Annotated in this window: 9 protein-coding genes; 6 read left to right on the plus strand and 3 right to left on the minus strand. The window is 69.9% G+C overall.

Annotated features, from left to right (window positions below):
* Nucleotides 1–23 precede the first annotated feature (23 nt).
* Nucleotides 24–539: a flavin reductase family protein gene (locus tag ACIBBB_RS25790; protein ID WP_398985882.1), complete on the minus strand. Its 516-nt coding sequence runs from the start codon at nt 537–539 to the stop codon at nt 24–26.
* Between the two features lie 349 nt (nt 540–888).
* Between ACIBBB_RS25790 and ACIBBB_RS25795 the strand changes: the two genes are divergently transcribed.
* Together ACIBBB_RS25795 and ACIBBB_RS25800 are read left to right on the plus strand one after the other, a co-directional pair.
* Nucleotides 889–2,409 (plus strand): aspartate aminotransferase family protein, encoded by a 1,521-nt coding sequence (locus ACIBBB_RS25795; protein ID WP_398985884.1) that lies wholly within the window; start codon nt 889–891, stop codon nt 2,407–2,409.
* A 183-nt stretch (nt 2,410–2,592) separates the two neighbouring features.
* A complete protein-coding gene (locus ACIBBB_RS25800) occupies nt 2,593–2,874 on the plus strand; it encodes a winged helix-turn-helix transcriptional regulator (RefSeq protein WP_398985886.1) in 282 nt (93 codons plus the stop codon).
* On the opposite strand, the gene ACIBBB_RS25805 is transcribed toward ACIBBB_RS25800, so the two are convergent.
* The gene (locus tag ACIBBB_RS25805) at nt 2,757–5,354 is read right to left on the minus strand and encodes a BTAD domain-containing putative transcriptional regulator (RefSeq protein ID WP_398985888.1); all 2,598 of its coding nucleotides are present in this window, start codon (nt 5,352–5,354) and stop codon (nt 2,757–2,759) included. The two genes, ACIBBB_RS25800 and ACIBBB_RS25805, sit on opposite strands and share 118 nt — an antisense overlap.
* 660 nt (nt 5,355–6,014) lie before the next feature.
* On the opposite strand from ACIBBB_RS25805, the gene ACIBBB_RS25810 reads away from it, so the two are divergent.
* The 4 genes from ACIBBB_RS25810 (at nt 6,015) to ACIBBB_RS25825 (ending at nt 10,854) form a co-directional block, all read left to right on the plus strand.
* Nucleotides 6,015–7,196, plus strand: a complete 1,182-nt coding sequence (locus tag ACIBBB_RS25810; RefSeq protein ID WP_398985890.1) for an acyl-CoA dehydrogenase family protein — start codon at nt 6,015–6,017, stop codon at nt 7,194–7,196.
* 89 nt (nt 7,197–7,285) lie between these two features.
* On the plus strand, nt 7,286–7,687 hold the full coding sequence (locus ACIBBB_RS25815; RefSeq protein ID WP_398985892.1) for a YybH family protein: 402 nt from the start codon (nt 7,286–7,288) through the stop codon (nt 7,685–7,687).
* Between the two features lie 375 nt (nt 7,688–8,062).
* Nucleotides 8,063–9,859: a fatty acyl-AMP ligase gene (locus ACIBBB_RS25820; RefSeq protein ID WP_398985894.1), complete on the plus strand. Its 1,797-nt coding sequence runs from the start codon at nt 8,063–8,065 to the stop codon at nt 9,857–9,859.
* Complete coding sequence (locus tag ACIBBB_RS25825) at nt 9,856–10,854, plus strand: beta-ketoacyl-ACP synthase III (protein ID WP_398985896.1); 999 nt, start codon at nt 9,856–9,858, stop codon at nt 10,852–10,854. The genes ACIBBB_RS25820 and ACIBBB_RS25825 overlap by 4 nt, the downstream gene beginning before the upstream one ends.
* Before the next feature lie 419 nt (nt 10,855–11,273).
* Here ACIBBB_RS25825 and ACIBBB_RS25830 read toward each other — a convergent pair whose 3' ends face one another.
* Complete coding sequence (locus ACIBBB_RS25830) at nt 11,274–12,611, minus strand: AAA family ATPase (RefSeq protein WP_398985898.1); 1,338 nt, start codon at nt 12,609–12,611, stop codon at nt 11,274–11,276.
* Nucleotides 12,612–12,851 lie beyond the last annotated feature (240 nt).

Raw genomic sequence — 12,851 nt, forward strand, 5'->3', positions numbered from 1 at the left:
AGGAACGAATGCACCTCAAGTACTTACCGCAAAGTGCGCACCTGGCCGGGCACCTGCCCGGTGCCGTCGGACGAGCGGAAGGCGCCTTTATGGAAAAGAAGTCCCGGTCCATTTTCGCCGGGCTGCGCCGCCAGGACCGAGCCGATGAATATCGTATGGTCGCCGGAATCATGGGTCTGGACTGTTCGGCACTCCAGCCAGCCGAGCGCTCCAGAAATAAGCGGCGCCCCGGAAAGCGGGCCGCGCCGCCAGTCGAGCGCGGCGAATTGAGCCGGTCCGAGCGGCCGTTTCTTGTCGGCGAAATACCGGGCGATCTCCTCCTGCTCCGCTCCCATGACAGACACCGCGAAGCTGCCGGCCGCAAGGATCGCGTCGTGCATCACAGCACTGTGGGACACACAGCAGAGAATCTGCGGCGGATCGAGCGAGACCGAATTGAACGCATTGGCCGTCATGCCGTGGACGTGCTCACCCCCCACGGTCACCACGATCACTCCGGTCGCGAACCGGGACATCACCTCACGCAGCGAAGAGCGCATGTCATCCTTCCCGTGTCAGTGCACGCCGCCCGTTCCCGCTCACCGGGGAGCGGCGTCCGGCCATTCACGCCCCGGTCGAGGCCGGGCCGTCGCCACGGTATCCAGCAATACCGGCGGGCCCGCCCACCCCCAGGTAACGCACCGTCAACCGGCCTCATGGAAGACCCCACTTACCGGCGCGTGACCGCCCACCGGGAAAGCGCCCGTAAATTCACGGCGTAGCCGTTACGGCATGGCAGGAAGGCCTTTCCTTCCGCCCGCGCCCTTTGTCAGCCGCCCTCGCACAAATGACACGGACAGGACCGGTATGAATTCCCCGTCACCACAATCCGAGCTCACCGACCCCGCCATGCAGGAATTCCAGTCGCTGCTGGGCATCGACGTCGAGTACGTGCGCGGCCAGGGCAACACCCTCTACTTCCTCGACGAGGCCGGGAAGGAAGTGCCCGTCATCGACTACGCGGGCGGCTACGGGGCCCTCGTCCTCGGCCACAACCACCCGGACGTGGTCGCCACCGCCCAGTCGTTCCTGCGGGACCAGCGCCCCGTACTCGCACAGATCTCCCGCCAGCCGGCGGCGGACCGGGTCACCGCGCGACTGAACGAGATCATCCGTCGGGAGACCGGCACCACGGAGCCCTATTACGCGGTGTATTCCAACAGCGGCGCCGAATCGATCGAAGTCGCGCTCAAGCAGGCGGAGTTCGACCGGGGACTGAACCTGCGGGCACTGCTCGCGGAGATCGCCGGCCACCTCGACGAGGCACGCGTGGCGGTCCGGTCCGGCGCGGCGGCACTGCCGGACGACACGGCCGGCGGCTTCGAGGCACTGGCCGCCCGGGTCGACGCCGCCAACGCCGCGGCGGCGGCCCTGCCGCCGGTCTTCCTCTGCCTGGAGGGCTCGTTCCACGGCAAGCTGGTGGGCAGTGTCCAGCTGACCCACAACCCGGCCCATCGCGGACCGTTCACGGCCTTGGCCGCGCAGGCCCGGTTCATCCCCGTCGACCAGCCGGAGGCCATCGCCAAGATCGCCGAGGAGGAGCGGGCCGTGCTTCTCGACCTCCGCGTCGAGGACGGCCGGATACGAGTGGTGGAACGGGACTTCTCGCTGCTCACGGCCCTCTTCATGGAGGTGATCCAGGGCGAGGGCGGCATCAGGGTGGTCACCGAGGAGCAGGCACGCGGGATCCAGCGGGCGTGCGCGGCAATCGACTGCCCGATCGTGGTCGACGAGATCCAGAGCGGCATGGGCCGGACGGGCGCGTTCTTCGCCAGCTCCCTGATCGGGCTGCGGGCCGACTACTACACCCTGGCCAAGGGGCTGGGCGGGGGTGTCGCCAAGACCGCCGTCACGCTGGTGCGCGCCAGTCGGTTCCGGCGGGAGTTCGGCCTCATCCACACCTCGACGTTCGCGAAGGACGGCCTCTCCCTCGCGGTGACGCTCACGGTGCTCGACATCCTGGAGGCCCACGGCGGACAGGCGTACCGGCAGGCCGTGGAGCGGGGGGAGCGGCTCACCGGGCTGTTCCGCTCCCTCATCGACGACTATCCGGACATCCTGAAGGAGGTACGCGGAAAGGGTTTGATGCTGGGGCTGGAGTTTCGCGGCCTGCCGGACACGGCGGACTCCCGCTCCGGTGACCCGACCCGGTCGGACATGCTCGGATATTTCATCTCCGGATATCTGCTGCGCGCTCACCGCATCCGCACCTTTCCGACCGCGAGTGCGGTCAACACCCTCCGGTTCCAGCCGTCGGTCCACCTGGCGGAGAGCGAGATCGCCGATCTCGAAAAGGCTTTGCGTGATGTCTGCGCCAAGCTCAGGGACCGGGACGAACAGGCATTCTTCGGACCCGCCCCTGTAGAGTGACACCCGGTCGACCGGACGGATGACATCCGTCCGGTCGACCGATAACCGTATTGCACCGTGCGACCGTTATCCATTACCATCGCAGCGTAACGGTCAGGTAAAAAAGAAATTTCCTGCCAGGAATTTCGGGGTGCAATCTTGAGTGTAAGGATCAGGCCGACACACTGCGGACTGGATTCCGCGATGGAAATCATCAGCGGTAAGTGGAAGGTCGTCATCCTCTGGGCGCTCTCAGAGCAGTGCCGCCGTTTCGGCGAATTGAAGCGGGCGATCCCGGACGTCAGCGAGAAGGTCCTGATCCAGCATCTGCGGGAACTGGAAGCGGACGGGATCGTGCACCGCGAGATCTATGAGGCGACACAGGTTCGCGTGGAGTACTCCCTGACGTCGCGGGGTGTCGCACTCAACGAAGCGCTCGAACCACTGGGCGTCTGGGGCCGGGAACACCTGCCCAGCAAGGTCTGACCGCCCGCGGTCTCCCGGCACGCGCACGCGACGGGGCAGTCGGTGACGCTCCCCCGGGCCTGCGCGGCGTCGGGCCACGGCCCGGGGGCGCGCATGGACAGGAGCGCACGGACGACGAACCGCCGGTGGTTCTCGTCGGGCGGCCCCTCGACTCCGGCCAGGGGCCCAGGGCCTGAGCGCCGTGGGCTGGTGGGCGCGGCAGGGGCCGCCGCGAAGTCGACGAGCTGGTCGACCGCGGCGTCCGACAGCGGCTGAAGGGTCATCGAGGTGAAATGCCCCTTGCCCCCACCCCAGTCCGCGCGTCGCCGGAGCAGCTCCGGGCGGGCGGCGGCCACCACGAGCAGAGGCACCCCCGGCCGGTCCGCCAGTCCGCTGACGAAATCGAGCAGCGCGTCGTCGGCCCGGTGGAGGTCGTCGATGACCAGTACCAGCGGCCTGTCGAGCACGGTCTGCCTGAGGAAGCACAACCAGGCGATCAGTCTCGCCTCCTGGTCCACCGGACCGTCCGCCGGCGCGGACCCGTCGAGCAACGGGATCAGATAGTCCAGCACCCCGCGTACACGGTCCTCGCCCACCAGCCCGCGCATTGTGGGTTCGAGCTCGGCCAGCGCTTCCTGACGGCTGCCGCCCGGCGGTATCCCGCACAGGGCCGACAGGACCGCCACTTGGACGGCGGAGACGCCGTCTCCTTCCGACGAGGACACCGGGCCGACGGAGAACCTGGCCAGATATGCCTGCTCCTCGATCACCTTGCCGAATTCGGCGATGAAGCGGGTCTTGCCGCTGCCCGCCTCGCCCAGCACCGTGACCAGGTGCGGGGCCGCCCGGTGCCGGGCCCGCTCAAGCAGTTCGGAGAGGAGACCGAACTCGAACTCGCGCTCCATCGTGGGCATCGCCTCGATGTTCATGACGCCGGCGCGGATACCGAGCACGGAGCCCTCCCCCATGCCGTCCGGGGAATACTCGATCACCGCCCGGGTGCGCTCACGCGTGCTGCCGCAGACCTGAATCCGACCGGCCTCGGCACGAGACAGCAGGGAGTGGCAGCGATCGAGCAGCGCGCCGCGGATCGTCGGCGTGCCCCCGCTCTCCCCGGCGTCGCTGTACCGCATCGCGGCCTCGCCCGTGGCTACCGCCGCGCGGAAGGACAACAGGGCGGGTCCCGCACTCCCGGGCCGGGCCCCCGGCTCGATCAGGCCGTCGAGGCCGTCGCGGACGGCCAGCGCGGCGAGCACCGCGCACCCGGCGTCGCCCCAGCCCTCGTCGCCCGAGTCGAACACCACCATGGAGACCGAGCCGATGGAAGCCGTGACGGTGCCGCCCAAACGCTCGACGCATTCCTGGACACAGCGCGACACACGCTCGAACAGCTCGTCGACATCGTTGTCGTATACAGGTTCCGCCGACCCGGCGTGTGTCTCCGCCACGAGTTGGGCGCCCACCAGGAGCACGCTGACCTGTCGTCGCTGGACCGGTCCGGCGGCCGGGTACGCGGGGACGGCGCGCCGCTCCGCCTCGACCGCGGCCGTCCGCCCGGCTCCGTCCGCCGTCTCCGGCCGGTCCGCCACGGGCACGGACACGGCGCGGTCCGCCTCCGCGTCGGACCGAGCCGCACCCTCCGCCCGTACGGGTGCATCGGCGCGCGCGAGGTCCACGACAACGTCCGGGTCCGAGGACGGCGGCCCCAGCGGCGCGGTGCTGACGGTCAGCGTCTCGGGCAGGTTCAGCGACGCGTCCTGGGCCAGGATCGCCTGGAGGAGCATCTGGAGCTCGCGGCCCGGCTCAAGGCCCAGTTCGTCCACCAGCGCCCGGCGGGCGCGACCGTAGACGTTCAGGGCGTCGACCTGTCTGCCGCTTCTGTACAGGGCGAGCATGAGCTGCCCGCACGACCGCTCCCGCAGCGCCGTGTCCTCGGCCATGGTCTGGAGGCTGCCGAGCACCGCGCTGTGACGTCCGCACGCGAGTTCCGCCTCGAAGTAGTCCTCCATCACGTCCAGCCGGGTGTTCTCCACCGCGGCCAGCTCGGGCCAGGCGATGCCCGTCTCGGCCAGGTCCGCCAGTACCGGCCCGCGCCAGAGATCCAGGGCCTCTCGGAGCAGCAGCGCCGCCGGCTCGGACTCCCCCTCGGCGAGCCTCGCCCGCCCCGCGTCCACCAGCCGCTGGAAGCGGTACAGATCGACGTCGTCGGGGTCGACGGTGAGCCGGTATCCCGGGGGCTGGGTCACTACGGCGGGGCCTGCGGCACCGTGCCGCGGTACGAGGACACGCCGCAGCCCCCATATGGCGTTCTGGAGGATCTTGCGCGCCGAGGTGGGGGCGTCGTCCACGGGCCATAAGGCATCGAGAAGCTGACTGGTCGCGACGACACGGTTGGCACTCAGCAGCAGATAGCCGAGCGTCGCTCTCTGCTTGGTGCCGCCCAGCGTCATCCGCTGACCGTTGTTCAACGATTCGATCGGTCCCAGGATCCGGAATTGCATAGCTCTCCCCATGGTCATGACTGTTCAACGGATTTCGATGGAACTTCCCGTGACATGGAACTTCCTGTGACACTTCCCGCCCCTCCGCCGAAGTGGGGAGGAAGTCGGCGGAAACTGCTCAGCGGGCGAATACCGAGGGCAACAGAAGAGACGCAGCCGGTCACTACAGGCGAGTCACTTACAGATGGGACACCAGGCTCCTTCGGGAGAATCTTTGCCAAGATGATCCGACCGTATCAGGAGGGCGCTTTCAGGTAAGTACCTACTTTCAGGTAAGTACTCAAAAATTCTCATGGCGGACCGGCGGGCCGGTGACGTGGCAGACCACCCGGTCTCGCGCCTGCGAGCCCACTTGTCAATGCCCGGACGCAGGAGCCCGGTTGACGCCGTATCGGGCCGTGCTCCACCCTCCCGACCTCGGGAGACGGCGTCCGGGCCGGGCCCGGGGCGACCGGTCACCGCACCACCACGGCCGGGTAACAAGAACGTCATCGACGGCGCCAGAATCCCGAGTTCCCGAACCGTTACCGCTCCGGGAACAACCTTTGCCAGAATTCAAGGAGTTATCGCGGCGCGTCGGCTCGCCACCGGAAAAATAATCCACAGAATCGCCGCCGGCCGCTCGATTTTCCGTCCATGGATACGTTTCGAGGAGCCTTGATGGCCAACATTGGCACCGATGTCGCTTCAGTACTGGAAGCGGTGCGGAGTATAGCCCCCAAACTCCGCGAAAACGGACAGGAGGCCGAGAACCGACGCTGGCTGCCCGACGAGAACATTGCCCTCCTGGACAAGGCCGGAGTGTTCCGAATAGCCACCCCGCGTCGCTTCGGCGGCCTGGACTTCTCCCTGGAGGACCAGTCACGGGTGCTTGCCGAGATCGCCCGCGGCTGCCCGTCCTCCAGCTGGGTCTCCATGGTCTGGGTGTCCAGCGCCTGGATGGTCACTCTCTACTCCGAAGAGCTCCAGAAGGAGATCTTCTCCAGCCCCTCCACCCGGATCTCGGGCGGCTTCAGCCCGACCGGCACCCTCGTCCCGGTTGAGGGCGGCTATGTGCTCAACGGCACCTGGGGGTTCAACTCCGGCTGCCACGGCGCCGACTGGAACATGATGCTCGCCTTCGTCGAGCGGCCCGACGGCTCTCTGGACGACGCCGTCGCGATGGTGCCGGTCTCCGAGTTCACCCTGACCGACGACTGGAACGCGTCGTCGTTGGCCGCCACGGGCAGTTCGACCGCGACCGCCGAGGATGTCTTCGTACCGGCGCACCGGGTGATCATTCCGTCGGAGGCGGAGGCCGCCGCGGCCGCGGGCGCCGAAGTCCCCGCGCTGCCCGCCGGCCGCGGCTACAGCCTGTACAGCTTCCTGTTCTCGCAGTCCGTCTCCACGTTCATCGGGATCGCGCGCGGCGCGTACGACCTGTTTCTCGAGCGGCTGCCGAACCGTGGCATCAGCTCCACCCCCTGGGACAAGCAGAGTGACCACCCCCTCACCCAGATCCAGGTGGCGACGGCCGCCAGCAAGATCGCGGCGGCCGAGGCGCTGGCAGCCGGCATGTACCGGACTCTCCAGGAGCGCGCCGACGCCAACGAGGAACCCACCCTCGAAGAACGGGCCGCGGTGCGCGGCCACAGTGCCTACGCGGTGCAGCTCGCCAAGGAGGCCGTGGAGATCCTTTTCAACGCCAGCGGCGCGTCCGTGATCAAGCGCGAGGTCCCGCTCCAGCGCTTCCACCGTGACATCCAGGGCCTGGCCCTGCACGGCTGGATCCTGCTCAGCTCGAACATGGAGGTCTACGGGCGCGTCATCGTCGGTCTGGACCCCGACACGCCGCTGCTGTGAGCACGACCGGGCCGGCCGCCCGGCACCTGCCGGGCGCCCGGCACCGAAAATCCACGAACCCGAAACCCACACCTGGGAGCGATACCGTGATGAGCGAATCCATCGTCCTGGAAGTCCCCGACGACGCCGACGAGCAGAACGACCTGCTCATTCGAATCTTCAATTCCGGCGACGGGGCTCTGTACGATTCCCTGTACACTCCGGACGCGATTTCCAATATTTCCGGCGGCCCGCTTTCCGGTGAGGAACGCACCGCGTTCTTCAAGGAGTTTCTGGCCACCGGACCGAAAATCAACTCGACGGTGCTTCAGACCTACACCACCGGTGACACCTCACTGCTCATCGTGGATTACGAAATGACCGTCCCGGGCCCGGACGGCGCCACCACGCAGCTGCGCGGCACCTGCACCGACGTGGTGATCCGCGACGAGGAAGGGAAGTGGCGGCTCGCTGTCGACCGCCCGGTGGCCGCCGAGGAGCACGCCGCGTAGCACTCCGCGGGACCACGCCCCGCCGCCGGACGGAAACCCGTCCGACAGCGGGGCTTTCCTTTTCCGCCGGCCTCTCCCGACATCTCGTAAGAAATTCCGCCGACACCGCGCACACCACCTTGCGCAAGCTGCCGAGGACGCCCAGTTACCGGGATATGACCGCGCGCATGAATAACACATGACAGGGGGCGGGTAGCGTAGTTCCGACCGCAGAAAAACGGTGCCCGCATTGCCGTCGGATCCGAATTCCGCGAAAGGACGCGCCATGGACCGTTGGACAGGGATCCTGCCGCATACCCCAACAGACGACGGGGGCGATGGATTCGCCCCGCCCCCGCCCGGAGCCGACGCCGGGCCGGACAAGGAGATCTCACCGTGACGACCGCCTCACCCGGTCCGCACGCGGACCAGGTACGCACCCTTCCCGACGCCCTGCGGCTGCGCAGCGAGAAGCAGCCCGACGAGACCGCCTACGTCTTCCTGCGCGACGGCGAGGAACCGCAGTCCACGCTGACCTACCGCGAACTGCACGACACCGCGACCGCCCGTGCCGCGGTGTTCGCCACGACCGGCCTGTCCGGCACGAGCGCCGTCCTGCTGTACCCCTCGGGCCTGGAGTTCATACGGACCCTGCTCGGCTGCATGTACGGGCGGGTGGCCGGCGCCCCCCTCCAGGTGCCGCGACGCCGCGAAGGTCTGCGCCGGCTGCGCCGGATAGCCGACGACGCCGGGACCTCCACCGTCCTGACCACAGCGGAGACCAGGGACGAGATGCTCGACCGCTTCGGCGGCCTGCCGGAACTGGCGGGGCTCACCCTGCTGGCCACCGACGCACCGGAGTTCACACGCGCGGCGGTCGTACGGCCCCCGGCACCGGCCGACCCCGACCCCGACCCGCAGGACATCGCACTGCTCCAGTACACATCCGGCTCCACGGGCGACCCCAAGGGCGTCCTGGTCAGCCACGCCAACTTCCTCGCGAACGTAGCCGAGACCGACGAACTCTGGCCGTGCGAGCCCGACGGCACCGTGGTGAACTGGCTGCCGCTCTTCCATGACATGGGCATGCTGTTCGGCGTGGTCATGCCGCTGTGGGCGGGCATCCCCTCGTACCTCATGGCCCCCGACTCCTTCATCCGCCGCCCGGCCCGCTGGCTGGAGGCCATCTCCCGATTCGGCGGCACCCACTCCGCGGCGCCCAGCTTCGCCTACGAACTGTGTGTGCGCGCTGCCGCGGAGGGCAAAACGGAGGCTGTCGGTGACCTGTCCCGCTGGCGCGTGGCTGCCAACGGCGCCGAGCCGGTCCGGTGGGGGACCGTCCAATCCTTCACCGATGCCTTCGCACGGCACGGTTTCCGTCCTCGTGCCATGTGCCCGGGTTACGGGCTCGCCGAGAACACACTCAAGGCGACCGGTGACGGTCCGGACCGGGAGCCGGCTGTTCTGTGGCTGTCCGCCGAGGCGCTCCGCGAGGGCACCGTGGAGATCACCGGTGAGACCGCCGAGAACTCGCTCCCGTTGGTCAGCAGCGGCACCACGGTCTCAGGCACTCGCGTACGGATCGTGGATCCGCGCTCCCGGCGGGCCTGCCCGCCCGGCCGGGTCGGCGAGATCTGGGTCAGCGGCCCGTGCGTGGCCGGCGGTTACCTGGGCCGTCCTGAGGAGAGCGAGCACACCTTCCGTGCCCGCGTCGACGGCGAGTCCGACGCGGCCGGGTATCTGCGTACCGGCGACCTCGGCTTCCTCAGCGACAGCGATCTGTATGTCACGGGACGGGTGAAGGACGTCATCATCCGCCAGGGCCGCAACCACTACCCCCAGGACATCGAGCTGTCGGCGGAGCGGTCCGTGCCCGGCCTGCACCCCAACTCCACCGCCGCCTTCTCCGTCGACGACGGTACGCGCGAGCGTCTGGTCGTGGTGGTCGAGGCCGACGGCCGGGTGCTGAAGTCGACGGGCGTGGAAGCCCTGCGGGACTGTGTGCGCCGGGCGGTTCACGACGATCACCGGCTGCCGGCCGAGGAAATCCTGGTCGTACGCCGCGGGGCACTGCCCAAAACGTCCAGCGGCAAGATCCAGCGCCGGGCGTGCAAGAAGCTGTACGAGGAGGGCGGGCTGCCGGTGTCGGCGGCGGCCCCCGCGAACGCCGCCGGCCCCGGACGTGAAGCGTGATGGGGCTCCGTGTGCCTGAGCGCAGTCCCGGATCCCGCATCCTCGGCGTGGGCGCGTACCGACCGACGCGCGTGGTGGACAACGACGAGATCTGCGCCCGTATCGACTCCAGCGACGAGTGGATCCGGCGGCGGTCCGGCATTGTCTCCCGGCGCATCGCCGGCCCCGGCGAGAGCGTCGTCAGCATGGCGGTGGACTCGGCCCGGAAGGCGATGGCCCAGGCCGGTACCGACCCGGCCGAGGTGGGCATGGTGCTGCTGGCCACCATGTCCTTTCTTGAGCAGGCGCCGGCCGCCGCCCCGCGCGTCGCCCACCTGCTGGGCGCCCGCTCCGCCGGCAGCCTGGACATCGGTGCGGCGTGTTCGGGCTTCTGTTACGCGCTGGGCCTGGCCGACTCCCTCGTCCGCTCCGGCGACGCCCGTACCGTCCTGGTGATCGGCTCGGAGAAGATGAGCGACATCATCGATCCCGACGACCGCGGCACCGCGTTCCTGTTCGGTGACGGCGCGGGCGCGGTCGTGGTCGGCCCGTCCGACACACCCGGCATCGGACCGGTGGTTTGGGGCTCCGACGGCGAACGGCACCACGTGATCGCCCATGACCGCACGTGGCTGGACGTCCGCGACACGGCCGGCCCGTGGCCCACGCTGCGGATGGCGGGCCCGGAGGTGTTCCGCTGGGCGACCCGCGCCGTACCGGAGATGTCCCGGCAGGCGCTGGAGAAGGCGGGGCTGGAGGTCGCGGACATCGCGGCCTTCATCCCCCACCAGGCCAACGCCCGCATTATCGACGCCGCCGCGACGTCGCTTCGACTCGCCCCGCACACCGTCGTCGCCAGAGACGTCGTCACCGCGGGCAACACGTCGGCCGCGTCCATACCGCTGGCCATGGACGAACTGCTGTCCCAGGGCACGCTGTCCAGTGGCGACCTTGCGCTGCTGGCCGGCTTCGGCGCTGGACTGGCCCACGCCGCCCAGGTGGTGGCGCTGCCGTGACAAGCAGGCTTCGTGGGCTCGGCGGGTCCCAAGGCCTGATCGGTCAAGGCTGTCCCGCCTGCCGGTAGGACCGGGCTCCGGCCGTCCCGGGCCCGCGTGCCCACAGGCACGAAGGAGCGCGCCCCCAGCACGGCACGGCCCCTCCCCTTGCCTACTCGTTGCCTCGCGATGGGGCTCCCGGCCTCCGGGTCCGGCATGACAACTCTCCTCTGTCGACCATGACCTGAGAGGGTGTCAGCGGTCCCGGAGGCACAGCGACGCGTCAGCGCCGGGCGGGGCCGCCGGCTCCCCGCCCCCCTGAGCACGGTCGAAGCCGCATCCGCGCTTCTGGCGGGCAGGTGGCCGGGGAACGGCGGGAGACTGTCGTCATCGGCGCTTTCGGGGAAGCAAGTCCCTTACTCAGCCGCCCCCTTGGCCGCTCATCGTTCCGCGTGCCGGGCCACGATCGGTTCATGACCGGTGAATGCCCGGTCCCATCTCATCGCCTGCCGTGCGGAATGGGCCGCGTACACCGTCCCTTCGCCGCCCCCCTGTCCACCGGCGAAGCGCGAGAGCAGGTCCTCGCCCCGTTCCGGCAGCCGGTCGAGCGTCAGGGTGCCTGCGTGGCGCTGCCCGCTGCCCCAGAACGGCCGCCGTTCCATCAGCTCCGGCCGGGCGGAGGCGACCACGAACACCGGAGCGGGCCGGGCTGTGGCGACCAGCCTCTCGACGCAGTCCAGCACCGAGTCCTCGCAGCGGTGGATGTCGTCCAGGCAGAGGACCAGGGGAAGTTGGCGCGCCGAGAGCGCCACCACCTCGATCCAGCTCTCGCGGACCTCCTCGTGGCTCGGGCCCATGGCGGCCGGGCCCATCAGCGGATGCAGTTGCCGCAGCCTCCGTTCGGCGTCCGCCCCGTTCCCGGCCAGCTCGCGTACGGCATCGGCGAAGTGGCCGTCCACGCCCGACCCGGGCGGCAGCCCACAGCAGGCGGTCAGGATGTCCCGAGCCAGCCGGGGCGCGTCGCCGACACCCTCCGCCGCGCCCACCCGGACCACCCTCACCTGTGGGGACCGCGGCGAGACCCGGCGTTCGAACTCCTCCAGGAACCATGTCTTGCCCGCGCCCTCGTCACCGACGATCGTCATCAGATGCGGGGCCTCATGGCTGCGGGAGCGGTCCAGCAGGCTGGTGACGATAGCGAGTTCGAGTTCGCGGTCGACCGGCTCCTGCCGCCGGGCGGACGGCCTCTCATACGTCTCTGCCCGGCTGCGCGGGCGGGGCAGAGGGATGTCCGCCCCCGGCTGCGCCACCGGTCGGTGGCGTGGCCGTAGCTCGGAGTCCCGTGCCGCGTCACCACTGACGTACACCTCGCCCGGCGGCACGGCGGCAAGCAGGGTCTGGGCGTCGTCGAGCAGCCGGCCGGCCACGGTGACGGGCGCGGCCGGGTCGTCGGGGTCGTGGCAGACCAGCGCCGAGCCCGCGATCACGACCGCGTGGAAGGTGGGTCCGGGCCTCCGGCCCAGCCGGTCGCGCACGGCGTACGCCGCCGCCAGCGCGTCCAGCGAGGCGGTCGGCCGGTCCGCGCGAAGCCCGAACAGGGCGACCGACACATATCCGAGCGAACCTGCGACCGTACCGCCGAACTCCTCGACTCCCTCGGAGAAAGCGCTGGCCGCGTCGTGCAGCGACAGGGCGATCCGGTCGTCCCCGAGCGCGGCGGCCTCACCGGTGAATCCGGTGCGCACCAGCACCACGCTGACCTGCCGCCGCTCGGCCACCGGTCCACCCGTGGTCCTGCCGCCGTCGCTCCCGCCGTCCGTCCCGGATCCGTTCTCACCGGATCCGCCGACGGCGGTGGGCGGGCTGCCCGGGCCGTGGTGCTCCCGCTCAGGTCCCAGCCGCTGTTCCTGGGGCGGGGGGGGCCCCCCCCCCCCCCGGGGGGGCGCCCCCCCCCCCCCGGGGGGCCCCCCCGGGGGGGGGGGGGGGGCCCCCGGGGGGCCGCCCACGCCCCCCGCCGC

This window comes from Streptomyces sp. NPDC051217, assembly GCF_044455465.1.
Taxonomy (GTDB): domain Bacteria; phylum Actinomycetota; class Actinomycetes; order Streptomycetales; family Streptomycetaceae; genus Streptomyces.